The sequence below is a fragment of the Paenibacillus sp. BR1-192 genome (genome assembly GCF_029542445.1).
GTDB classification, from domain to species: Bacteria; Bacillota; Bacilli; order Paenibacillales; family Paenibacillaceae; genus Paenibacillus_AQ; species Paenibacillus_AQ lautus_A.
This window is the reverse complement of record NZ_CP120718.1, coordinates 6,345,867-6,369,946: the sequence shown is the minus strand read 5'-3', so window position 1 is coordinate 6,369,946 and position 24,080 is coordinate 6,345,867. Positions and strand designations below refer to the sequence as shown.

22 protein-coding genes and 1 riboswitch are annotated in these 24,080 nt (G+C 50.1%); of the genes, 16 read left to right on the top strand and 6 right to left on the bottom strand.

Annotated features, from left to right (window positions below; genetic code table 11):
• The first annotated feature begins 24 nt into the window (after positions 1 to 24).
• Positions 25 to 1,284, top strand: coding sequence for a hypothetical protein (locus P0X86_RS29295; RefSeq protein WP_009589557.1), 1,260 nt, complete (start codon positions 25 to 27; stop codon positions 1,282 to 1,284).
• On the top strand, positions 1,284 to 4,262 hold the full coding sequence (locus P0X86_RS29290) for a GAP1-N2 domain-containing protein (protein WP_277747120.1): 2,979 nt from the start codon (positions 1,284 to 1,286) through the stop codon (positions 4,260 to 4,262). Before P0X86_RS29295 ends, P0X86_RS29290 begins: the two co-directional genes overlap by 1 nt.
• A gap of 68 nt (positions 4,263 to 4,330) precedes the next feature.
• On the opposite strand, the gene P0X86_RS29285 is transcribed toward P0X86_RS29290, so the two are convergent.
• On the bottom strand, positions 4,331 to 4,561 hold the full coding sequence (locus tag P0X86_RS29285; RefSeq protein WP_481858185.1) for a winged helix-turn-helix transcriptional regulator: 231 nt from the start codon (positions 4,559 to 4,561) through the stop codon (positions 4,331 to 4,333).
• Between the two features lie 245 nt (positions 4,562 to 4,806).
• Here P0X86_RS29285 and P0X86_RS29280 point away from each other — a divergent pair, with 245 nt between their 5' ends.
• The gene (locus P0X86_RS29280) at positions 4,807 to 5,430 is read left to right on the top strand and encodes a nitroreductase family protein (RefSeq protein WP_277747119.1); all 624 of its coding nucleotides are present in this window, start codon (positions 4,807 to 4,809) and stop codon (positions 5,428 to 5,430) included.
• Positions 5,431 to 5,554: 124 nt separating this feature from the next.
• Positions 5,555 to 5,695, top strand: coding sequence for a hypothetical protein (locus tag P0X86_RS29275; RefSeq protein ID WP_277747118.1), 141 nt, complete (start codon positions 5,555 to 5,557; stop codon positions 5,693 to 5,695).
• Between the two features lie 198 nt (positions 5,696 to 5,893).
• On the opposite strand, the gene P0X86_RS29270 is transcribed toward P0X86_RS29275, so the two are convergent.
• On the bottom strand, positions 5,894 to 6,532 hold the full coding sequence (locus P0X86_RS29270; RefSeq protein WP_119846277.1) for a nitroreductase family protein: 639 nt from the start codon (positions 6,530 to 6,532) through the stop codon (positions 5,894 to 5,896).
• A 118-nt stretch (positions 6,533 to 6,650) separates the two neighbouring features.
• On the opposite strand from P0X86_RS29270, the gene P0X86_RS29265 reads away from it, so the two are divergent.
• Positions 6,651 to 7,010, top strand: coding sequence for a MerR family transcriptional regulator (locus P0X86_RS29265; RefSeq protein ID WP_015737590.1), 360 nt, complete (start codon positions 6,651 to 6,653; stop codon positions 7,008 to 7,010).
• A 165-nt stretch (positions 7,011 to 7,175) separates the two neighbouring features.
• Here P0X86_RS29265 and P0X86_RS29260 read toward each other — a convergent pair whose 3' ends face one another.
• Both P0X86_RS29260 and P0X86_RS29255 read right to left on the bottom strand, forming a co-directional pair.
• Positions 7,176 to 7,988, bottom strand: a complete 813-nt coding sequence (locus P0X86_RS29260; protein WP_277747117.1) for a VOC family protein — start codon at positions 7,986 to 7,988, stop codon at positions 7,176 to 7,178.
• 73 nt (positions 7,989 to 8,061) lie between these two features.
• Positions 8,062 to 8,838 carry a helix-turn-helix domain-containing protein gene (locus tag P0X86_RS29255; protein WP_096776865.1) on the bottom strand — a complete coding sequence of 259 codons (777 nt, stop codon included), beginning with the start codon at positions 8,836 to 8,838 and terminating at the stop codon, positions 8,062 to 8,064.
• Between the two features lie 121 nt (positions 8,839 to 8,959).
• Here P0X86_RS29255 and P0X86_RS29250 point away from each other — a divergent pair, with 121 nt between their 5' ends.
• The 4 genes from P0X86_RS29250 (at position 8,960) to P0X86_RS29235 (ending at position 14,965) form a co-directional block, all read left to right on the top strand.
• Entirely contained in the window at positions 8,960 to 9,328 is a 369-nt protein-coding gene (locus tag P0X86_RS29250) for a YybH family protein (protein WP_277747116.1), read from the top strand.
• A 510-nt stretch (positions 9,329 to 9,838) separates the two neighbouring features.
• Positions 9,839 to 13,789 (top strand): glycosyl hydrolase family 18 protein, encoded by a 3,951-nt coding sequence (locus P0X86_RS29245; RefSeq protein ID WP_277747115.1) that lies wholly within the window; start codon positions 9,839 to 9,841, stop codon positions 13,787 to 13,789.
• A gap of 149 nt (positions 13,790 to 13,938) precedes the next feature.
• Positions 13,939 to 14,349 carry a VOC family protein gene (locus P0X86_RS29240; RefSeq protein ID WP_015737586.1) on the top strand — a complete coding sequence of 137 codons (411 nt, stop codon included), beginning with the start codon at positions 13,939 to 13,941 and terminating at the stop codon, positions 14,347 to 14,349.
• A gap of 187 nt (positions 14,350 to 14,536) precedes the next feature.
• A complete protein-coding gene (locus P0X86_RS29235; RefSeq protein WP_213580984.1) occupies positions 14,537 to 14,965 on the top strand; it encodes a MarR family winged helix-turn-helix transcriptional regulator in 429 nt (142 codons plus the stop codon).
• 47 nt (positions 14,966 to 15,012) lie between these two features.
• Here the strand turns inward: P0X86_RS29235 and P0X86_RS29230 are convergent, their stop codons facing one another.
• Entirely contained in the window at positions 15,013 to 15,417 is a 405-nt protein-coding gene (locus P0X86_RS29230) for a VOC family protein (RefSeq protein ID WP_015737584.1), read from the bottom strand.
• 123 nt (positions 15,418 to 15,540) lie between these two features.
• Positions 15,541 to 16,989 carry a cardiolipin synthase gene (gene cls, locus P0X86_RS29225; RefSeq protein ID WP_015737583.1) on the bottom strand — a complete coding sequence of 483 codons (1,449 nt, stop codon included), beginning with the start codon at positions 16,987 to 16,989 and terminating at the stop codon, positions 15,541 to 15,543.
• Positions 16,990 to 17,212: 223 nt separating this feature from the next.
• Here cls and P0X86_RS29220 point away from each other — a divergent pair, with 223 nt between their 5' ends.
• The 7 genes from P0X86_RS29220 (at position 17,213) to ehuD (ending at position 24,069) form a co-directional block, all read left to right on the top strand.
• Positions 17,213 to 18,292, top strand: coding sequence for an AI-2E family transporter (locus P0X86_RS29220; protein ID WP_009589554.1), 1,080 nt, complete (start codon positions 17,213 to 17,215; stop codon positions 18,290 to 18,292).
• Positions 18,293 to 18,538: 246 nt separating this feature from the next.
• Entirely contained in the window at positions 18,539 to 19,492 is a 954-nt protein-coding gene (locus P0X86_RS29215; protein WP_277747114.1) for a ring-cleaving dioxygenase, read from the top strand.
• A complete protein-coding gene (locus P0X86_RS29210; protein ID WP_277747113.1) occupies positions 19,489 to 20,100 on the top strand; it encodes a flavin reductase family protein in 612 nt (203 codons plus the stop codon). The genes P0X86_RS29215 and P0X86_RS29210 overlap by 4 nt, the downstream gene beginning before the upstream one ends.
• Positions 20,101 to 20,281: 181 nt before the next feature.
• Positions 20,282 to 21,025 carry an SDR family NAD(P)-dependent oxidoreductase gene (locus P0X86_RS29205; protein ID WP_009589549.1) on the top strand — a complete coding sequence of 248 codons (744 nt, stop codon included), beginning with the start codon at positions 20,282 to 20,284 and terminating at the stop codon, positions 21,023 to 21,025.
• A gap of 369 nt (positions 21,026 to 21,394) precedes the next feature.
• Positions 21,395 to 21,541, top strand: a riboswitch (cyclic di-AMP (ydaO/yuaA leader).
• A gap of 352 nt (positions 21,542 to 21,893) precedes the next feature.
• The gene (gene ehuB, locus P0X86_RS29200; RefSeq protein ID WP_085981253.1) at positions 21,894 to 22,748 is read left to right on the top strand and encodes an ectoine/hydroxyectoine ABC transporter substrate-binding protein EhuB; all 855 of its coding nucleotides are present in this window, start codon (positions 21,894 to 21,896) and stop codon (positions 22,746 to 22,748) included.
• A gap of 1 nt (position 22,749) precedes the next feature.
• Positions 22,750 to 23,403: an ectoine/hydroxyectoine ABC transporter permease subunit EhuC gene (gene ehuC, locus P0X86_RS29195; RefSeq protein ID WP_277747112.1), complete on the top strand. Its 654-nt coding sequence runs from the start codon at positions 22,750 to 22,752 to the stop codon at positions 23,401 to 23,403.
• A gap of 3 nt (positions 23,404 to 23,406) precedes the next feature.
• Positions 23,407 to 24,069 (top strand): ectoine/hydroxyectoine ABC transporter permease subunit EhuD, encoded by a 663-nt coding sequence (gene ehuD / locus P0X86_RS29190; protein ID WP_090913364.1) that lies wholly within the window; start codon positions 23,407 to 23,409, stop codon positions 24,067 to 24,069.
• The last annotated feature ends 11 nt before the right edge of the window (positions 24,070 to 24,080 follow it).

The following is a 24,080-nucleotide window of genomic DNA, read 5'->3' as shown; positions in this document are numbered from 1 at the left end:
AGGGTTCAGAGGGAGGTACGAAAGATGGGCATTTTTGATATATTCAAGAAAAAACCGGAGCCGGAGCCAAGGCCGCTGTTCTATGATATTGTCTGCCCTTACTGTTTCAGTAAGTTTGCTCCGAAGGAGGTTGTCTTCCGGGCTGCCCACGACCGCGAGGATGACGAGGATTATGCGCTTGGGGAAGATGAGGAGCTGAATCGGTACCGTGAACGCTTCGGGCTGGATTCGGTGTATGATATCGAAGCGATCATCCGTCCGAGCGACATCCCGGAGGAGCAGCACATTTATTCGGAGCACGTGCTGGTTGGATTGAATGACCGTTACGGCATCGTCACGCGCAGACGGCTGTGCCCGAAATGCCACAATGAGCTGCCGGTTACCGCCGGGAAGGTGCCAAGCAACATTATCTCGATTATCGGTGCTTCGCAAGTGGGCAAATCGGTTTATATGACTTCGCTGATTCATACGCTTCAGCATACGACGGCAGATCATTTCGATGCGGCCTGCATGCCGCTGAATGCCGAGATCAGCCGCAAGTTCCGCACCGGCTATGAGGAGCCGTTGTTTGAACGCGGGGATTTGCTGGCGTCTACGCAGAAGGAGAAAATGCAGGAGCCTTTTATTTTCCAATTCGTGTTCAAGGATGAGTCGAAGCCGCCTTTGACGCTCGTATTTTTTGACGTGGCTGGCGAGGGCATGGTGGATGAGGATTATTTGGGGCTGCACGGACAGCATATCAAGAATTCCGCGGGCATTCTGTTTATGGTGGATCCGCTCCAAATCCGCTCCATTCGGGAAAAAATCCGTTTGAAATTCGGCGATCAGCCCGGGGAGTGGGTATCCCAGTATGATGAGCCGCGGGATGTCGTGCTGACCATGTTCGGCGATTTCATCGCGTATGAGGACAAAGGCAAGACGGATATTCCAACCGCCGTCGTCTTGACCAAGAGCGACATGCTTCACGCGCTTAAGGATGAGGATGGCGAATATGTGAAGCTGAACAGCAATATTTTTAACAATGTGGTGCACCGCAAGTTTTTGAATTTGACCGAGTTTGAAAATATTGACGGCGAAATCCGCCGTTTTATCGAAAAGGTCGATCGGCCGTTCAAAGGGACGATGGATGTGTACTTTTCGAATACGGCCTATTTTGCCGTGTCGGCGCTGGGCAGCAATCCTGTCGATCAGAAGCTGCAGAGCGTGGTCAGCCCGATTCGGGTGGATGAACCGTTCATCTGGCTTCTGTACAAGCTGAAGTACATCCAGGGGAGGGAAGACTAGTGCCGGATTTCCCATCCCGAAACATACAGCAGCAGATGTACACGCGGGAGCGGCGAGGCATATTCCGCTCGGCCGAAGGTTTTGATACGGTGGCCCGTTCGTCCGGATTGGAGGCTTCCTTTATCAAAAAGGTGCTGCATCCCTTCTGCCAGTACGAAGCACCTGCCGAACTGACGGCGCGCAGTGAACGGGACGCTGCGTCTTATCCGGCTGCCCTTCATCTGTTCCATACCGAATCAGGGGAAACGGTGCTGGGCCGGAGCGTGTTTCAGCCTGCGGACTTCACGGGGCTGCGCAGCGCCTTTTTTACGCATCATTACGTCATTCCGGAAGGCTTCCATCATGATGAGCATAACGCTTACCGGACATGGCTTCAGGCCGCTTTTGCCGATCATTACGATATCGAAGAGGGCGTGGATCTGCCGCAGCTTCCTGCGATTCCGGTCCAGGCCGATTCCCCTACCGCTGTCTCGTCCGAGAGGACCCCAGCCTTGTTGCAGGAGCTTGGAATCAACGAGAAAGTATTCAAGCAGCTGATCTATGCCTGCATATCTGCGGCTGCCGGGAAGAAAAAGGTGTATATCGTTCTGGATGTCCCGGTGGAACAGTTGTCCGCGAAGGCGGGGCAGCTGCTCTTTGTGCTGTTTGGCAATTTGCCCTATGCGCTGCGCCGGGTGCTTGGATTCGTAACTTATGCCAAGGAGCCGCAGAGCAAGAAGGGGCTTCATCTCATGTTCGTGGAGAAGGGCAGCCTGCGCCTGAATGACCGGAGCATCGAGAAGGATTATTTGTTTGAGCTCGCTGCCGGCAGGGTCATCAATGCCGATCTGAAATGGTCCGAGCAGCCTTATCTTGATTTTGCTTGGGATACGCTGTTAGACCCGGATCGATCTGAACGTTTTTTTGCCTTCGCCGAGCAACTGCTTGCGGACATGGAGTCGATACATCAGATCTCGCTGGACAGCTATGATGATTTATGCATGCTGTTCCAGATCGAAGAAGGCCGTGAAGGCCTGTACCATGAGCATAAACATGCCGTGCTGCGTGCTTCGCTGCTCTATCTGCAGCCGGCAGGCGCCCTGGATTCGAAGCAACGGCTGGATCAGCTGTTTCTTGCCCTGTTTGCCAAGGAGTTCGAGCTCGTCAAAGGCGGGCATGTTCCGGATGCCGCGATCGCGGGATTCCTGAAGGATTATCACGGCATCAATCCCCGGCAGCATAACGATTGGATCGTGGAATATTTTATCCGCTCCTTAAATAATGCCTTATCGAAACAGCGTCAGGATACAACCAAGGCGATTTACGAGCTCCTGGAGGGCAGCCCGTCTCTAAGCCGAGCCTTTTATGCCAGGGTGCTGACCAGTCCGGGGCTGCCGGCGCTGATGTTCGATCCCTACATGAAAACGCGCATGAAGCAAGCGGCAACGCCTGCAGACCTCGTGGATTTGATCGGCTTGTGGGTCCGGAATCACCCACTCCTGCTGGAGCAGGAGAATTATGTCCGGCTTGCGGAAGCCCAGCTTATCGATAAGCTCCAGCAGGATTCGGATCCGGTGAGAACGGTCAATGCCGTACTGGATCAATTGGATGCGCTGGAACGCGATCCGCAAAAGGGAATCGGCCGTTATCAAGGCGGACGTGCTTTTGCGGACCGGATGATCTATGCAGCCAATCTCTTTCTCTTGCGTGAGCTGGAGCCTGAGCAATTAAGCCAGAAGCAGCTGATGGATATCGGGTTCCTGCAAATGCCGAAGGAGTTCAAAGGCTGGGTAGAGCGGTTCGATTCCCGGATTCGGTCCAAAGCCGCGGTCATGCTGGCCCTTCACCAGTGGTCCGGCCATCAAGAGGTTAGAGCGGAGGTGCTGGCGGAACTCACGGCAGAGGAACGGGAGCGGACCCAGCATATCATGCGGAAGTGGCTGCAGCATCATGTGGAGCCGTCCAATTTTGAGAGCATAACCTTGGCTTTCTGTACGGATATCAGCTCCAGTGCCGTAGATTACCGGAGCTTACTGGATTACTTGCACAGATACGGCAAGAGCCCGGACGTGGTATACCAATATATTCAGTGGTCTGCCGAGCAGCCGGTATTCGTAAGACCGCGGGGACTTGTTCCCGCTTATGCCGCCGCCATCATCGATTATTTCAAAATCCACGACCGCGAAGCCTTTAAGAATAAGGATTACGCAAAAACTTATTTCAGTTCGCCTGCCCCTATCCTCAAACCGGTGTATGCCCAGGTCAAGGCCGAATTGGCTTCACCGTTGGTGCGATGGTTTCGCCGGCATTCGCGGTTCGTAACCATCATCTCAGCCCTGCTAGCGTTGATCGTGATTGCTGGCAGTGTCTTCATGATGATCCAAAACGGCAAAGGTCCCGCGGACGGCGATGCCGGTCCGAATCCGGCCGTTACGCCGCCGGTTACGGTACCGCCGGCTTCTTCCGAGACCGTAGATGAGCAGCCGTTATTGACGGCAACGGTGGTGGAGGAAGGCGAGCAGGCGGGAAGCACCGAGCTGAGTTTCCATTTTAAACAGCCGGCGGCTTGCCGGGATTTCAGCGTGGACAAACTTCAGATTGTAGGCAAGGATGGAAGCACGCTGATTGAAGCGGCCAGTCCTGAATTATCGCGGGTGTGCGCGGATGAAACCACAGGGGAAGCCGATGCTGCCGATCCGTCAGGATCCGAGCCGGATTCATCCGGGAACCAAGCAGATCCGAATAGCGGGACCTCAGAAGGGGAAAGCCCATCTGATCCTGTTGAAGGTCCAGATGAGCAGTCATCGGAGAGCGTTGGTGACGCTCAGGAAAACCCGACTTACTCAAGTCAGGTCACCGTGAAGCTGGATCAACCGCTTGACGTGTCCCTGATCGGGAAGGTCGTTGTGGATGGCGTCTCGTATGAGCTGTCCGACGAAAGCGCGCTTTCGGAAGAGCAAGAGCAGACTCCCGAGAATGAGACGGATGAAGGAGTTTGAAATATAGAACGAGCAGACGAATGATTGTCTGCTCGTTTTTTTTCGCGTCACTATGTGTGCACGACCACTTATTCATGCTGGCGACAGATTTGTTCTTCTCTTTCGAGGTTTTGTACGGTTGCATAGGTGTTGCCCCATTCACACATGGTATGTAGTACAGGCACGAAGGATTGGCCCAGCCCAGTTAAACTGTATTCTACCTTAGGCGGTACTTCTTTAAATACTTCTCTTCGGACAAGCTCATCTTTTTCCAGCTGCTTTAATTGCTCAGTTAAGACTTTCTGCGTAATGGTCGGCATGAGCAGGTTAGAACTCCTTAGTTCTCCTTGGCTTTTGACTCAGAAAGAAGAGAATTAAGCATTTCCACTTTCCTCCTACCGTGTTCATAAAAATATTGATTCCCGTGTTGAGGCTGTTCATTATGTAATCCTCCTGAATAGGCACATAAAGGTGGCTAACCCACTTTATTGTGCGTTATTTTCTGCCACTGTACGGTCCATTATAATCGGAATGTGAAGCAAATAAAACATTTGGAGTGAGCACAATGAGTGTGAGAGAGATATTAGAGCAAAGACGTTCTGTCAGGCATTATGACCCCCATTATAAAATGGAATCGGAAACGTTGGCGGCTTTGATTGAAGGAGCCAGTAAATCGCCCAACGGAAACAATATTCAAGCCACACGGTACCTGGTTATCGACGAACCGAATTTAAAAAACGTGTTACTCCCCATTGCCTTTCATCAGCAACAGGTAATAGAAGCGTCGGCTCTAATCGTTGTACTGGGCGATTATCAAGCATTTGAAAAAGAGAATATTATACATATCCATGAAGAAGGATTTCAAAAGGGTTATTTTGATGCATCATTAAGAGATTATTTAGCCAGCGCGGCTATTCAATATTATCTAAATAAATCCAAAGAAGATTTAAAGCTCGAATTAGTAAGAGACGCAAGCCTGGCGTCTATGTCGTTAGTCTTACTGGCGAACGAGGCGGGTCTCCATACGATTACCATGTCCGGGTATGATTCCGAACAATTAAAGTCAACCTTACAGATTTCTGACAGGTATGAAGATGTGATGCTTATAGCCATTGGGAAAGGAATTAAACAAGGTCATAAAACCGTTAGACACGATGTGGGCAAAATCATGTATACAAACAAAATATAATTCATGGCATGAAATATTGGCTTGCTTGTTGTTTGTTCATGCAGCGGGTGGAACAAAATGGGATAAACTTCCGTCTAATAGTTACGCCGTCTCCGACGCATTTCTATTAGGAGGGAATAGAAGGATGAGAAAAGGCCTGGTTGCTGCAGCACTTTTAGCGGTATGGATCGTGTCAGGTTGTTTCGAGAAGGAACAGGCAGTTCCGATCATAAATGAGGCTATGGATGTGATCAGCCAACATGGTGGAGGAGCGGGAGGAGTATAAGCGACTGCCTGCTGTGCAAGGATATTACGAATGAGGACCAGGCGATGTCACTCGGCTGCTAGTTCAACCATCATAAGCAGCCGATCACAATGACCGGCTGCCGTTTTCTTTTAGATTGAGTTTTTCGGTTTGCATAAACTTGCGTTTGAGTCTGATGTTATTTTGAAGAAAGAATGGTGAAACGACTACGGAACATGGTTATCTCCAAAATGTAATCTTGTCAGGCTCTAATCGAACGGACTCATGCCCATCTTCTTTGGCTTTTCCTAATGAAATGACCATGACTGGAGCATAGCGTTCTTCATCTACATCGAATGCTTTTGCTAACTGATCAGCTTCAAAGCCTGCCATTGGATTCGTGTCATACCCATGCGCACGAGCTACTAACATGAACTGCATGGCAAAGAGGCTGCTATCGATTTTTGCAATTTCAACTTTCATTTCTCTGGATAGAGTCGGAAACAGGGATAGAATGGTTTCGAGTTGACGATCTCGTACTTCTGCAGGCATTTTTCCTTGTTCCACAGCTGTATTGTAAATTTCTTCAGCATATAAATAGCTTTGAGTATCGCCAAAAATCAATAACATGGCTGATGAAGTATCATTCTGTAACGTATTGAACCTCACAAGAGGTCTTAGCTTTTCTTTTCCTTCCGGAGTGTCGACCACAATTACACGCCAAGGCTGCATGTTAGCAGAGGATGGGGCCAAACTGGCTTCCGAAATCATGTCGCTCATTTCTTCTTTCGATATTTTAAAGTTCTCATCATAATTGCGGACAGAACGTCGGCCCATAACGATATTGGCGAAATCGTTATTTTGAATATGGTTAAACATAGAACCTCTCCTTTTGATAACATCGATTTTTTTGACATTGTGGATGTCGTTCGTTATCATATTTCGTATTATGAAGTATGAACCTAGGTTTATAGCAAGAAATAAAAGAGGTCCTATTATGAAAATAAACGAGGTTTCAAAATTAACGGGTCTGCCCATATCGACGTTGAGATTCTATGAACGTAAGAACCTGATTCCGGACACATTTGTTAAACGAGATGCAAATAATTATCGAATTTATTCCGAAGAGATTGTGGAGTTTCTAGATGACGTGAAGGTACTTTTATCCGTAGACTTTTCTATAGAAGAATTAAGTTTGTTAGTCAATCAACAACTTAACTTGTCGTACGAGGCAAAGACGAAAATGGTAGAACAAAAAATCAAAGAAATTGAAGAGATCCAGAAGCGATTGAAAAAGTCGAAGACATTCTTGAATGCCGTCTTGGAAGGAAAGGCGAATTTTCAAACCAAGTGTTAAAAATAAAAGTATGTAAACGATACGAATAAGGGCTGCGGTCATCTTTAGGGATGCTCGCAGCCCTTTACTAAGGGATCCGATCATGACGATCGGTCAGATTTTGTTGATCATTCAACTATAAAACCCATACACGCGGAATCACTCATGGATGTGCCCAATCATGAACTAACAGTCTTCGTAACACCATACATTGATCTGGTTGCCATATGGATCGTAGGTGTGGAACATGACAAGAAACTTCGGATTTCCGGCAAAATCGGTAACCTTCCATCCTTGTTCCCGCAAACGTTTATGAGTCTCAAAAAAGTCCGCCTTTTTCCGTATTACCCAATAAGGCCTTGCAGCTACAGTAAGTGCGTCCTTCGTTCGGTCTGTCCGAACGGATTCCAGATAGAGCGGTGCGCCCTCGGCGGTGATAATTACGGTCGCGGAGGTTCCATCCTCACTGACCCGTTCGACTCTGCCGCCCAGATTAGCCTCGTACCACGCAATGGCTTCATCCAGCCGGTCAACGCCAAAGCGGGGGATCGCTTGGAACGGAAAGCGTGCGTCCGGTGCTTTAGCAACCAACGCCTCCGTACCTGGCTCCGGTTCGATTGCCGTTAAGCGGTTGCCAGCCGGATCGAAGAAATCGAAGGTACGGTCAAAGGGGCCTTGGGTCACATCGGTCACTTGAATATCCTGTTCGCGAAAATAGGCGTGTGCAGCTTCAAGATTCGTTGCGGTGAAGCAGAAGCGAACATTTCCGTTTTGTCCCCAATCGACTGCAAAATGCGGGTGGTCATGCTCCACCGACTTGATATGTATGCATCCCAGTGCCGGGAAAGTAAGGGTGGCCATTTTTTCGACCGGGTAATCCTCTTCGTATGTCACTTTCAGATCCAAATGCGTGCTATACCATTCGATGAGTTCCTTGAACCGATCCCATGGGGCAATGATAAAACCTCCATCGAAATCATCCAGCCGTAATCCAACCATTCGCTTGATCCTCCTATAAGAAAGTTTTGGAAAATGGAACAATCCCAGTATAAACCTTCAAGTAACTTGAAGGTCAAGAGAAGCGAGTTTGCATGACAGGAATCATGATTTCGAATATAGGAGAATCGGGATAATGCCGCTCCAGCCGCTTGCCCGCAGGTTCGAAACCGAACTTCTGAAGGAAGCGGATCGTTCGCATGCATGCGAAGGTGTCCTCCCATGAGCTGTCCACCGATACGAACAAGGTAGGGGGGATGGACTCCAAATAGGCTTCGGAGGGTGTCTTCGGAGGCGTTGGCTTCCGAGAGGATTCCGTACAAATTTGATATCCGACTTCAATTAGCACCGCGTGCGGGAGGGAGTCCATCACCTTGATCAAGCTGGAGCCTTGCGTGCGAATGTTGAGGTCATGGAGTCTGGCTGCCGCTTGTTTCATTTCCCGCGAATAAGAGTTTACTGGTTTGTCTACCAAAAACGGCTGCCATATCACGGTTAGGGGTTGTTCCCAATTGATGAGATGCAGACTGCCGCGACCCGGTTCCATCCCGTTTAAATATTGACTCGCAATTTGGACGGAGAGTAGACGTGCCTCAGCTTCCCGCCGCCAGCGCGCAAGCAGCTCGGAACGCGTACTTTCCTCGGCTTCAAGGAAACACCGGATATCCCCAAGGCTGATGCCTGATTGACGGAGGCTGTTTACAAGCTTGGCTTCGTGAATTTGGTGAAATCCATAATACCGGTAACCGTTCTCCAGCCGTTCAGCCGGAACCAGAATCCCCTTGGATTCATAGAAACGAAGCGCACTGGGGACCATGCCGGTGCGTTCTGCGAATTGAGCGATGCTCATCATGGGCGTTCACCTGTTATTTTTTGTGAATAAAATTGCCTCCATATCATACCATAAAGATTGCTAGAATCGTGGCGTGGATCCTGAAGAATACGTAGGATATAAGATAGGGAGGTGCGAAACAATGTCATATCAAAAAGCCTTTGAGGCCTACATAGCGGCGACGAATACGCATGATTTTGATCAGGTAGCCCGGCTGCTCGATGAGGGAGCGGTGTATTGGTTCTCGGACCGGAGCTGCTGTTGCCTGGAGGAAATCAGGGCCTATTTCGAGCACGCTTGGGACGTCATCCGGAATGAGGTCTACCGGGCGGAGGACGTGGTGTGGATTGCGACTGATATACATTCGGCTGTCTGCATTTATACTTATCGCTACGAGGGGTATTTTCAGGGGGAATACACGACCGGGAGCGGGAGAGCAACGAACGTATTCGTTCGAGATGCCGACGGAGTATGGAAATTAAAGCATGAGCATCTAAGTTCAATTAGGTGAATCGGCCGTCACCTGTTACATAGGAAACAGAAGAAGAGCCTTTCGAGGGCTCTTTTTTATGGATTGAATTTATTAACAGAATATAAAATTACAAGAATTTATCCCATCTCTATGGAAATGTATCCCTTCTCAATCGATGGCGCAGGTTCCATGATACAACTATATGAATATGGATTGAACAACATGGATTTCATTGAAAGGGGGCCGTAGTAGAGCGATCCAGCAAGCAAGTGGTGTAGGTATGGAGCGAAAAGGGGGAGGGGATGAATCTTACATAGTTAAGTTTATCTGGATTGGTAACCGCTTTCAAAAACGAGTGGATTTCGAGCGATATGCGAAGCTGGGCAAGTCATCAAGGATACCACCCGGGTGACACCAAGAGGAACAGACATTGATGGAAATGCTGTATCATTTGCAATCGAAATTTAATCGACAGAGGTGAAAACGGTGATACCCTTTATCACGAAAAGACGCCCGAAATGGGTACTGTGTTTTTTGGCCCTTATTCTCATGTTTACCCCACTGCTTCATGCGCCTGCATCCTTTGCAGCAGAAGGCGCATCTCCTTCAGGAATTACCGCAACGAGCTCCGGGATCGATCCGGTGACGGTAACAGGCTCGACCTATGGCTCCCAGGATCCGCTAGCACCGCAGAATCTGCGAATTGTGCAAGACTCCATCACGGCCACCGAAGCAACGATACTATGGGATTACGACAAAAATAATCCGCAGCATACGTTTGATATTGATGTCTGGAACGCCGTGGATGATGCATGGTATACATGGGGGAACGGCGGAAGCCGGACCCTGGATGATTTGAAACCCAACACAACCTATAAATTATACATTACATGGTATGAGAGACCGTCTCAAGGTCCGGACCAACGGCATAAGAGTAATGTAATCGAGTTTACTACGCTGGATGGCGAGGTTAAGCCTCCAAAAACGTCCGCTCCCCAGAATCTGCGATTAGTGGAGGTAACGCATAACCAGGCTACCTTTGAATGGGATTTCCTCAAGGGAGACAAGAACGATATCGATGTCTGGAATGCAGATACGGATGCTTATATCACGTGGGGAAATTTAACCACGCATGCCGTTACAGGGCTTCAGCCCGAGACAACCTACCGCATATATATTACCTGGTATGACCACAGGCCCTCAAAGGATATGAAGAGCAATATTCTTGAATTCACGACCACCGCGGATCAAACCGTATATGAACAAGCTCCGATTTCACCTCCGAGTTACCTGAAAGTAACGGACGTTTCCGAGAAATCGGTGACCTTAAATTGGGGAGCAAGCTCAGGAGCTACCGGATACGAGCTGTATGTGGACGGCAATAAAGTCGATACCTTGGAAACGGTGACGTCGGTCACGTACTCCCTGGACCCAACAGCCAATCGCGATTATATCTTTGAAGTTACTGCTCAAAAAGCATTGCAGGGACAGAACCCGGAAACTTCGGTGAAGAGTAACGCTGTACATTTAAAATGGGGAGAGCTCGCTGCACCACAGGGACTGCAGGCTGTTACAGCTACAAGGTCTACCGTCTCCTTGGGATGGGCTCCGGTTCCGGGAGCAACGGGCTATCATATTTATCAGGACGGAAATAAGGTGGCGACAAGCAGCGAGAACCGGTTTGTGGCTGCCGGATTGCAGGAAGGTAAGACGTATTCGTTCCAGATCATCGCTGTTAACCCTTTATGGACATCGCCGATCAGTCAAGCGATTACGGTTGTACCAGGCAGCAATTATAATAATATTACCTACTATACCTCTTGGTCAGCACTACCGGCCGAACGGAATTTCTATCCGTCCGATCTTGACGTTTCTCAAATCACGCATATCAATTACGCGTTTGCTGATTTGTGTTGGAAGAAGTTCGGAAGCACGGTAAGAGCATGTGAAGACCCAAAGGTTCCGCTGCAAAATCGATACGTGTATGATGGCGAGATGATACTTGGCGATCCCGAAAAGGATTTCGAAAATTTCCAAGCTTTCGAATCCGTGAAAGCCGCTAATCCGCATTTGAAGCTTATGATATCGGTTGGCGGCTGGTCCTGGTCCAATCATTTCTCCAACATGGCCAAGACCGAAGAAACACGCCGGGCCTTTGCGAATTCCGCGGTGGATTTCCTCCGAGAATACAAATTCGATGGTTTGGATATCGATTGGGAGTATCCTGTTGAAGGCGGGGAAGACGACAACTCCCGGGGACCGGAGGATACGGAAAACTTCACATTGTTAATGAAGACCGTTCGCGAGGCGCTGGATGCTGCCGGATCAGAAGACGGGAAGTACTATCTGCTGACGATTGCTTCCGGGCAGGGCGATAATTTCGTTAAAAATGCCGATCTTGCGAATTCCGTGACGTATCTCGATTTCATCAATATCATGACTTACGATTACAGCGGCAGCTGGGAGACGCTGGGTCACCATAATGCACCGCTGTTCTTTGACCAAAAGCATCCAAGAGCCGCCTCCTCCGCTCCGAGAAATCATGTGCTCGGCGGTTTGCTGGGCCATCTGAACGGCGGGGTGCCAACGCACAAGCTGATCGCCGGGGTGCCATATTACGGTAAAGGCTGGGATGATTGCCCGCCTATCGGCCAATATCAGACTTGCAAAGGCGGATCCGCGTTAAAGACATGGGAAGCGGGCGTTTTCGATTTCAGCGATCTCGAGAACAACTACATCGACAAGAACGGTTATAAGAGATACTGGAACGAATCCGCCAAAGTTCCATACCTGTACAATGAGCAAAATAAAGTGTTCATCACTTACAACGATAAGGACACCATGAAATATACGGCTTCCATCGTGAAATCGCTGGATATCGCAGGCGTCATGAGCTGGGATATCAGCGGCGACCGCAATAAGACGCTGACGACCCAACTCGTTCACGATCTGCCGATCAACGGCAAAGTCCATGCATCGGCACTCCCGGCTCCAGGGAATCTGGCCAAGGTAAGCGCCGATTCCGGCTCCATCCAGCTGAAATGGGATGCCGTGACGGGAGCAACGGGATATGAAGTGTACGTGAATCATGCGTTGTCCGGCTCGGTGGCAACGAACGGTTATACCGTGAAGGGCCTCAGCCCCCTAACGAATTACAAGATCCATGTGCTTGCCGTGGATCGAACGGGAGATGAGATCAACCGCGTCTCCAGCGCTTCAAATCAGCTGAGCATCACGACTTCGGGCAACGGCTCCGGTGGCTCTGAAGGCAGAGGAGGCTCCGGCGGATCCGGTTCTACAACGCCATCGACGCCACAGCCGCCTAAAGGCAAGGATCAACTCGAAGCCAACGTTGTGCTTGAAGGAGATAAGGCTCTAGTTACCGTGCCTGCGGCTGCGGCGGTTAACAGCATTAACCAATCGGAATCCTCCAACTTCCAGCTCCATGCGGGTGCCGGCGCGAAGCAGGCGGTGCTGGAAATTCCGCAAGAAGTGATTGCGGCCATTGCGAAAAAAGGGGCGAAAGCCAGTCTGTCCGTTTTCCTAAACGGTACGGAATACCGGATTCCGGCTTCGCTGATCTCGGTTTCCGGGCCGGTGAGAGTCTCGATTGTGGCTCCAGACAATAAGGACGCAGCAAGCCTGGCCGCCTTGCTTCAAGGGAAAGAAACACTGGCGAGTCCGCTGCAGTTCAAGCTTGAGCAAGTACACGCGGATAAAACGGCAACCGAGCTGACACGCTTCGGGAAATCCCATGTCAGCGAGTTTGTTACCTTGGATGCGAAAAAGATAAATATAAAACGTGCGACCGGAGTGGTCTATATACCGGGTACTAACGAGCTTCGATCCGTTCCGACATTGTTTAAAGTGAATACGGACGGGACGGTGACCGTTGAAATCAAGAAAACCGGCAGCGGCGTTTATGCGCTGGTACAGCAGGATATCCGATTTAGTGACGCGATTCCTTCATGGGCACGGGAAGACGTGGCGCAAGCTGCCGCCAAAATGATCGTATCCGGAGAAAATAACGGTTCGTTCGGTGCAAATAAAAACATTACCCGTGCCGAGATCATCTCCATCCTGGTGAAAGCGCTGGGTCTATTGCCTGACGACAAGGATTCCAGCTTCAAGGATGTGGATCCGAAATCCCGATATGCCAGAGAAATCGCGGCTGCCAAAGCTGCAGGACTGGTGAAGGGACGCACAGGCGATATCTTTGATCCCAACAGCTTGATTACGCGCGAGGAATTGGCGGTTATTCTAAGCCATGTGCTGGAGTATGCCGGTAAGAAGAATGAAGCTGACCATGGCCTGTTAAACAAATTCAAGGATCACTCCAGGGTTTCGTCCTATGCGAAGTCTTCCGTCGCCATTGTCGTAGAACGGAAGATAATGCTGGGGGTGTCTGCTACCAAGCTGGATCCGCAATCTCACGTAACCAAAGCTCAAACGGTCGTAACGGTTATGAGATTACTGCGTGCAGCGGAGTTATCGAACTAATATGACGGTATAAGGGAGCGGAGGCCATTTTGACGGATGTGTTTTTCACGGAATTGGACGAATAATGGCTTGAACATAGCAAGCGAAAAGAAATGCCATGCCGCTGCCCATGCTAAGATGGATCTATCAAATGGATGAGGTGATCGTAGATGGCATTGAAAATCGATAATATTTTTGTGAATCTTCCGGTTAAGGATCTGGAGAAAACGAAAGACTTTTTCTCGAAAATCGGTTTTGAGTTTAATGAGCAGTTTACGGATAAGAATGCGGCCTGCCTGGTCATAGGCGATAACATCTTTGCCATGCTGCTCACCGAGGATTATTTCAAGACGTTCACCAAGAAAGATCTGTCGAATGCGGCCAACACAACGGAAGTGATTCTGGCGCTGTCGGCAGAAAGCCGGGAGCAGGTGGATGACATCGTGAACGCTGCGCTGGCTGCTGGGGGATCGCCTTCCAACGACCCGGTGGATCACGGGTTTATGTACGGATGGAGCTTCCAGGATCCGGACGGACATCTATGGGAAGTCATGTACATGGATCAGAGCCATGTCGAATAAAGCAGCGTTATCCTAAGCAGGATCGCAACCTGAACGACATATCCTAATAGAATGAAGCGGCAGATGACTCCAAGAGACGGGGGGAAACTGCCGCTTTACTTTTATTTCGAAATCCACTATATTTGTATGTGCAAACAATATGAGGCGTTTCAACATGATGAACTTCAGCCCGAAAGAGGTAACCGTTATGCTCAATACGTATATCAAAGAATGCCTTTACTTCACAGCCAATCGCCTTAGCCGGGTCATGACCAAGATGGCCGAAGACGAGTTTGCCGCAAGCGGATTGTCGCCAACGTATGCATATCTGCTTATGGCTGTATATGAGAAGGAAGGGATCTCGCAGAAGGAATTAGGCGAAATTCTACACCTCCAGCCATCCACCGTAACCCGACTGATTGAGAAGCTGGCCGCTAAAGGACTGGTATACAATCGGGTGGAAGGAAGGATGTCGCTGATCTATACGACCGATAAAGGAAAGGCTCTTGAGAAAGTAATACACGAGTGCTGGAACAATCTGCGTAGTCGATACGGAGATGTTTTAGGCAATGCCGAAGGGGATGAACTATCCCTGCGCCTATACGAGGTTAGCGATCGATTAGAGAATAAGGACTGAACGCAAAAAAGGCCCTTCAAGCCAAACTTGAAGGGCCTTTTCTAAGATTAATTGGCTTGGACTTCCGTCGTGACCTGCCATAACACGCCGAACTTGTCTTCCAGCACCCCGAACAGCGCTCCCCAGAATTGAGTCTTCAGCGCATCAATCACCTTGCCGCCCTCGGCCAAGCGGTCAAAAGCTTCATGGGCTTCGGCATCGCTCTCAAACGACAGGCTCAGATGAATCCCGTTCCCACGCTCCAGGGTTTGGAAGATCGAGTCCGACATAAAGATCGGGATTCCTCCGGCTACCAGACTCAGATGCATGACCTTGTCCTTCAATTCTTCCTTGGTTCCGGGAACCTCGCCATGGGTTTGCACGGATAAGATTTCTCCTCCCAGTGCTTGGGTATAAAACTCAGCCTGCGCTTTTGCATCCTCAGAGAAAATATACGGTGTCAGTTTAGCCACGTTCAACATCCTTCCCAGGTTTTAATATGATGGATTCGTTTTCCTTGGTTTTAGTATAAACGGTCTCTGGCCCTCACATTTCTTCTGGATTGCTAAATGATACGGCAGTATCTCGGGGTTGTCCTATAGAATAGGCGACAGCAGGCGGGAGATGGACTCCTTGAACTTGATCCACCGCGAACGCTCCAGATACTGCTTCATCGTAAGCTGGCTGGATACCCGCAGATCCTGGTGGAAGATGTGGGTCAACTGTTTCGATATATGCTCATCGTACAGGAATGCGTTCACTTCGAAATTCAGCTTGAAGCTTCGAACGTCGATATTCGCCGTGCCCACTGACGAAATCTTCTCATCGATGATGATCGTCTTGGCATGAATAAAGCCATTATTGTAGAGATACACATTAGCCCCGGTACCCAGCATTTCCCCGATATAAGATAAGGTAGCCCAATACACGAAGGGATGATCCGGTTTATCCGGAATCATCAGATGCACCTCTACGCCGGAAAGCGCCGCAATGCGCAGTGCATCCAGGAGGCTGGCATCCGGGATAAAATAAGGCGTCTGAATATGAATCGATTTCTTGGCGGACGAAATCATTTTGATATAACCGTTCTTGATGTGTTCATATCGGGAATCCGGACCGCTGGTGACAATCTGAATCCCGACATTGCCGGGCGAATTGATCTTGGGAAACAGATTCGATTCGTAAGTGATATCGTTATGATGCGAAGCCTGATTCCAGTCCAGAATGAAGCGAACCTGCATCGCATAAACGGCCTCGCCTTGGATGCGCAGATGGGTATCCCGCCAATACCCGAACCTGGAGTTGAGGCCCAGGTACTCGTCCCCGACGTTGAAACCGCCGACATACCCGATATTGCCGTCGATGATCGCCAGCTTTCGGTGATTCCGGTAATTCAGCCGCAGGTTAATGAAGCGCAGCTTGGACGGGAAGAAGGCCTCGGCTTCTCCGCCGGCTTCGCGGAATGCCTTGAAGAAGCCTTTGGTTAGTTGACGCGAGCCCAGCTCATCGTATAGAACACGGACCTTCACGCCTTCATTAGCCTTTTGGGTCAACAGGGAGATCAGCTTCTTGCCGAGCTCGTCGCGGCGGATAATGTAGTACTGAATATGTATATAGTCTTTGGCTTCCTCGATATCCTGAAACAACCGTTCAAACTTCCTGCGTCCATCCGTAAAAATTTCAACATGGTTGTCGTCCGTAAGGATCGCCTGGTTCTCATTGATATGCATATGGATCAAATCGCTGTTGTCCGCCGCCGCTTGATTGGTGAACGGGTATTCGCCGTTGTTCATCCCTTCCATTTGGGACAGCAATACTTTCTCGATGCCGGTTTTTTGCAGATCGTCCCAATGAAAGAGACGGATTCTTCTTAAATTCTGGGCGAACAACAAGTACAGCACAAAGCCCAGAATCGGGATAAAGGACAGCACCAGCAGCCATGCCCAGGTGGAGCCGGCATCCCGCCGTTCCCTGAAAACCACGAACATGGAGAACACGATATTCAGAACGATGATCAGACCGAGAATGATGGATGTAACATGCATGTTTATGATATCCTCCTACACTATAGCCTTGCCCTAGCAATCCTTCATATTATACGTGAGGCGTTAGAAGAAGTATATATCGGCGGCATGGAGTGAAACCGAAAGGTCCTAAAACGTTGGCGGCTAGGGTAAGGTCGCTCGCAACGAATATAGAAGGAGCCATTTGAATCCGTACTCGTTGTCATGATACGATGGTGAAAAAATAGGAGAAGGGGCATGCTTTTTGCTGAAAATGAACAAGTTTTTCAAATTGTGTCTTGCCGTGATCCTGGTGCTGACCATCATTTATTTGGGATCGCTGGTGGATTTTATATTCAGACCCGTACTTTCGTTCTTCTCCATCATCCTCGTGCCGTTGATGCTGTCGGGATTCTTCTATTACCTGCTCAGACCGCTGGTTGATCTCCTGGAAAAACGCAAGCTAAATCGCTCGCTGGCCATCCTGCTCCTGTATGTCGTGTTCGCGGGTATCCTTACCGGCTTTATCCTGGGCGTATGGCCATCGCTGCGCGATCAGATCGTGGCTCTCGTACAGAACGCTCCAGCCTTGTTTGCCAAGCTTGGCGAGCAGCTTCAGGAATTGGAGAATAACGGCTTTTTCCAGGATATTTTTCCGGAGAACGCCAACCCGCTTACACAGCTCACCGATTATTTGAATCAAGGCTTCACGTTCCTGACGAATTATATTATGAATCTGTTCTCGTTCGTGTCGAATTTTGCCATCGTATTGTTTACGTTCCCGATTCTCCTGTATTACATGCTGAAGGAAGGCGGGAAATTCGGGAAGATGGTGGTCAGCTTTTTGCCTGACCGATTCAAGGGCGAGGGAGCCTCGGTGCTGGATGAAATCAACAATGCACTCAAAGGCTTTATCGTAGGCCGGGTTCTCGTCAATTTGGCGCTGGGGGTTCTGATGTATATCGGATTCCTGATTATCGGCCTGCCTTATGCGCTGCTGTTGACGGTCGTGGCGGTCATCGCGAATTTCATACCGTTTATCGGCGCCATTCTATCCTCGATCCCGATCGTGATTATCGGCTTTATTCAGTCCCCGGGAACCGCGATCTGGTCCCTTGTCGTCATTCTGGCGGCCCAGCAGATTCAGGACAACCTGATTGGTCCGTATATCTTCGGCAAACAGCTGGCGATCCATCCCATTACCATCATTATCCTGGTGCTGGTAGGACAGGATCTTGGCGGGATTATCGGAATTCTGCTGATCGTACCGATCTATATGATCATTAAAATTATCGTAACCAGAGTGTACCAGCTGTTCTTTAAGGAGAAATGGCAAAAAGCCTAAGCGTGGGATAGGGAGGCGGCCTTTAGCCGCATATTAAAGCTGCCCAAGAGCGAGGAATCGTTCTTGGCGGCTTTTTATATATTTGGGGTGAACAGGAGCTTGACAACGATAAGAAAATTATTTAATCTTAAATTAAAGATATTAAATATAAAGATTATTTATGATTTATGGCTCATCCATCATGCAAAACGGATCATGAACGGAAATAACGGGTTTCGACACGAAACGGTGAGGGAGAGATGGGATATGACATTACATACGGCAGGCATTCATCATATTACCGCTTATGCGCAGGATCCGCAGAAGAACGTTGATTATTATACAGGCGTGCTAGGACTCAGAATGGTAAAGAAAACCGTGAATTACGATGCGCCCGAGGTATATCATCTGTATTTCGGGGATGAAGGAGGACAACCCGGAACGATCATCACTTTCTTCCCTTCCTCCGCTTCGCGAAGAGGGCTGCGTGGAGGAGGACAGGCAGGATATACGACCTTTGCCGTTCCTGTAGGGGCCCTGCCTTATTGGGAACAGCGGCTGCGGAGCTTTGGCGTTCCCGTCATGAAGGCTTTCCGGTTTAACGAACAATATCTTCAATTCTCCGATCGGGACGGACTTTCGCTAGAGTTGGTCGAGCGGGATGGCGGACCGAATAACGGCTGGTCCGTGGACGATATAACTCCGGATACAGCCATTAAGGGATTCAGCGGCGCGGTTCTGTTCAGCAGCAAATGGGAGGAAACGAAGAAGGCGCTGGAGAACGTCATGGGACTGACCTACATTGGAGAGGACGTCAATTATGCCCGGTTTCAAGCTGCGGGCCACTTCGGCAACGTGATTGATCTGCCGATGCGGGATATTCCTTTGGGAGCCGGAGGTGCCGGAACGACCCATCATATCGCATGGCGGGCTCAAGATGATGAGGAGCACGGCAAATGGCATGAATGGGTGAAGGAGCAGGGATTTCGCCCTACGGATATCAGGAACCGTAACTATTTCAAAGCGTTATATTTCAGGGAACGTGGGGGGATCCTGTTTGAGATCGCAACCGATCCGCCCGGATTTACGGTGGACGAAGACCTGCACTCGCTCGGGGAACAATTAAAGCTTCCTGCCTGGTTCGAACCGGAGCGTGCCCGAATCGAGCAGGGGTTGGAGCCTATACAAGTCAAAAATACTGGAGAGGGGCAACTCAAGTGATATCCATTGACCCGAATACCCAAAGCGAACGGGACATATACAAGCTGCTGATTGGAAGCGTCGTTCCGCGTCCGGTCGCTTTCGTTACGACATTATCGGCGGATGGCGTGCTGAATGCGGCGCCGTTCAGTTACTTTTCCATTGTGTCGAGCAATCCCCCTTTGCTGTCGGTTTCCGTTCAGCGAAAGAACGGTGTACCCAAGGACACGGCGAGAAATGCCATGCAGAGCGGCGAACTTGTCATCCACATCGTGGACGAAGATACCGTTGCAGCCGTGAACGAAACGGCGGCGAATCTGCCTCCGGACGAAAGTGAGCTTGACCGAACCCGTTTAACCCCGGTCGTTAGTGACGTTGTTAAGGTTCCCGGCGTTCTGGAATCCAAGATCCGCATGGAATGCGTGCTGGAGCAGGTCGTCACGTTGGATGGCGCGGATCAGCTGCCTGCCGCTGATCTATTGATTGCCCGCGTCGTCCGATTTCACGTGTCCGAGGAGCTCTACGAGCATGGCCGGATTGACGCATCGAAGTTGAAACCCGTGAGCCGCATGGCAGGAAATATCTATTCGACCCTGGGAGAGATGTTTACGATTGAGCGTCCGGTCTGACAGGGCTTGAGCTTGAATAGGGTTATTGCTTTGCGACTATTTTTAGCGAACATTCTTTTTCTTCGATAGTTGCTGGTCATTCATTAGGAAACGGGGTATTGGAATATCATGGTCGGTATTTGCCCATTCTACATGAATGGATAGCCGGTTGATGAATTTACAACATAGGAGTGAACAACGCATGAAATTTGATTCCAAGGTTGTCATCGTGACGGGGGGCGCCAGCGGGATTGGCGAAGCGGCAGTCAGACTTTTTGCGAAAGAGGGAGCCAAGGTCGTTATCGCGGATTATTCCGACCAGGGACAAGCGGTTTCCGACGAATTGAGAGGAGCCGGCTTTGAAGCGCTGTTCGTCAAAACGGATGTAACCCAAGAGCAGGAAGTCGCGAATATGGTGAATCAGACGGTGCAGCATTTTGGCCGTGTCGATGTATTGTTTGCCAACGCAGGCATTGCCCATGATGCTCCTGCCGATCAGTTAACGATGGATAACTGGCAGAGAACGATTGATATTAATCTGACAGGGGTCTTCCTGTGCGATAAATATGTTATTCAGCAAATGCTGTCCCAAGGAACCGGAGGGGCAATCGTAAACTGCGGCTCGATCCATAGCCATGTCGGAAAAGCAGGGGTAACCGCCTATGCTTCGGCCAAGGGAGGCGTCAAGCTGTTAACCCAGTCGCTCAGCGCAGACTATGCCTCCAAAGGAATCCGAATCAATGCCGTGTGTCCGGGATATATCGATACGCCGCTGATCAAGGGAAGAACGGAAGCGATCACGCAGCACCTGGTCGGTCTTCATCCGATGGGCCGTTTGGGACAGCCGGAAGAAGTGGCCAAAGCCGTGTTGTTCCTCGCCAGTGAAGATGCCTCCTTCATTACGGGCACGAGCCTGCTGGTGGATGGCGGCTATACCGCGGTATGATGAAAAAAAGCCCTGATGCTAAGCATCGGGGCTTTTTTTCAAGTCATTCCAGGCGTTGTTATCAGACTTATTATGGAGTGTTTCAAAAATTTTTTTTCGGTCCCGTATTTCATACGGGCAGACTTCCTGATCCGGGGCTCATTCATGGCATAAAACATATATGGCATGAACGATTTCCGCAAGACCCGTCAAATGCCTGCTATATAGCGGAAAATGGAGCATGGATTCCATGACCAATCCGGTGTATGGACAGCCTTAAATAAAGTGTTCGAAAGGCTCGATATCCTCGTTGCAAAAACGGTGTTTTTTACTTCTGAATTTCCAGAAAAAGCGGTTAAGGGGTTTGACTTTTCCTGAGCTTCCCTTTATCATGAACACACGCTTAGTTTCCGGCATACATATTCCGGAAAGCGGGGGAACCAGTTTCACCAGGGGCGAGTCACTTGGAATTCACGAGTGTAGGGTACCATCTTACCCGAGTCCGTCAGCTAACCTCGTCAGCAGTGGATGGGTCTTGCATACATAATGGATGTTCATACAAAAGGCCCTTTATTCTCTATAGGGGCCTTTTCTCTATTTTTTGACCCCCTGCTGGCGGAGCTATGTTTAGATCCCCTGTTTGGTGGTCTTTTTGCATTCTGTTACGGAGGAGGGGCAGCGCCTGCAAATGTGGAACGAATTGAATCGGTCAGACGGCATTGGGTCAAAGCGTGCAAGGAAGCGGATGAATCATCTTCCCTGAAGCCTCGTCCCATGCACGTATCTGAACGTCTATATATCCAAGTTAACGCATGTGCTAACACGGATAATTTCGTCATGCCGTTTTTTTAAGAAAGTGAAAAGCTATTACGAAAGGTTGTGGAAGGTTTTGAAGAAAGTGGTTGTGCTGGTGTTGTCCGTGATGATGGTGGTATTGCTCGCGGCTTGCGGCGACAAAGGAAGTACGCTGGATCGAGCCATTGAGCAGGGATATATCACCGTAGGGTTTGCGAACGAGAAGCCGTATGCCTACAAAGAAGCCAATGGGGAGCTCACGGGCGAAGCGGTTGAGATTGCCCGCGTTATTCTGGAGCGTCTTGGCATCAAGGAGATGAGAGGGGAGCTAACGGAATTCGGTTCGCTGGTCGCCGGATTGCAGGCCGATCGGTTTGATCTGATCACGGCAGGCATGTTCATTAATCCGGACCGCTGCTCTGCCGTCCTGTTCGCGAATCCGGAGTACAGCATCGGGGAAGCCCTTGCGGTAAAGCAAGGGAATCCGATGGAACTCGGAAGCTATGAGGACATTGCCAAGAATGAGCAGGCCAAGGTGGCCGTCATGACCGGCGCGGTCGAAATCGGCTACATGGAGAAATCGGGCATTCCTGCGGACCGGATCGTACAGGTCCCTGACCAGGCTTCGGCGATCAGCGCCCTCCAGGCTGATCGGGTGCAGGCGATTACCATGACGGGGCCGTCCCTGCAGGCGATGCTGGATTCAGCCAGCGACGACAGCATCGAACGCGTGGCTGATTTCGAGCAGCCGGTCATCGACGGCGAAAGCGTTCGCGGTTACGGGGCTACGGCTTTCCGCCAAGCGGATACCGAGTTCCAGGAGGCTTATAATGCAGAGCTTGAAAAGATGAAGGAGTCGGGCGAGCTGCTGGAAATTTTGCAAGAGTTCGGGTTCACGGAAGAAGAGCTCCCGGGTGAGATGACGGCCGCTGCGCTCTGCGGGGAATAGCATGCCGAATTCTTGGATCGATTTTCTTCCGACGCTGCTCAAAGGAGCAGAGATCACGATTATCGTCGCGTTCTTTTCAGCCATCCTGGCTATCGTGATGTCCTTTGCAGCCGGGTTGTGCCGGCTGTCGAAGCTGTGGATCGTCCGCACGGCGACCGCCGTGTACGTCGAAGTCTTTCGGGGAACCTCCTTGCTGGTGCAGCTCTTCTGGTTGTATTTTGCCCTTCCGTTCATCGGCATCGAGCTTCCGAAAATGCTGGCGGCGATCCTCGCGATCGGACTTAACTTCGGCGCATACGGCTCCGAGATTGTTCGCAGCGCGGTGCTGGCCGTTCCGAAAGGACAGTGGGAAGCTGCCGTGGCGCTTAACATGAAGCCTTGGCAGAGGCTGTGGAACGTTATACTACCCCAAGCGTCCCTGCGAATGCTTCCCCCGTTCGGGAATCAGCTTGTGGAACTCATCAAATCCACCTCGCTCGTTTATTTCATCACGATGGCGGATTTGACGTATCAGGCGATGGTGCTCCGCAACAATTACATCTCCTGGACCACCGAGATTCTGGTGCTGCTGCTCCTCATGTATTTTGTCATCGCCACGCTCGTCTCGATGGCGGTTCGACTGCTGGAGCGCAAACTGACCGCGGGGAGGCTGTAGCGGATGTGGGATTGGAAATATGTGTTTGAAATACTGCCGCAGCTTCTGAGCGCATTAAAAATGACGGTATGGGTCACGCTCTGTGCTTTTGTGGTGGCATTGATTATCGGACTGCTGCTTGCCTTTGCCGCGCGGAGTACATTTAAGCCCTTGTCGCTCATCACCAAAGGAATCATAGAATTTATTCGCAATACCCCCTTGCTGGTACAGGTGTTCTTCCTGTATTACAGCTTGCCGCTGCTGACGGGCATTTCGATTCCGGCCTTCTATGCGGGCGTCATCGGCCTGGGGCTGCATTACAGCACGTATCTGTCGGAGGTGTACCGTTCCGGCATTGAAGGGGTGCCGAAAGGACAGTGGGAAGCCGCAACCGCGCTGAACTACACGAAATCCCAGACCTGGCGGAGCATTATACTGCCGCAAGCGGTGCCGCCGATCATCCCGGTGCTGGGGAATTATTTGATTGTCATGTTTAAGGAAACGCCGATCCTATGCGCCATTACGCTGGTCGAGATGATGCTGACGGCCAAAAATATCGTGTCGCAATCATTTCGCGCTTTCGAACCGTACACGCTGGTCGGGATTCTGTTCCTGATCATCAGTTATATCGCGTCGTTGCTGGTGCAAAGGCTGGAGAAGCGTTTGAATCTGCAGCGTGGAAAATAAGGAGGGAGTCT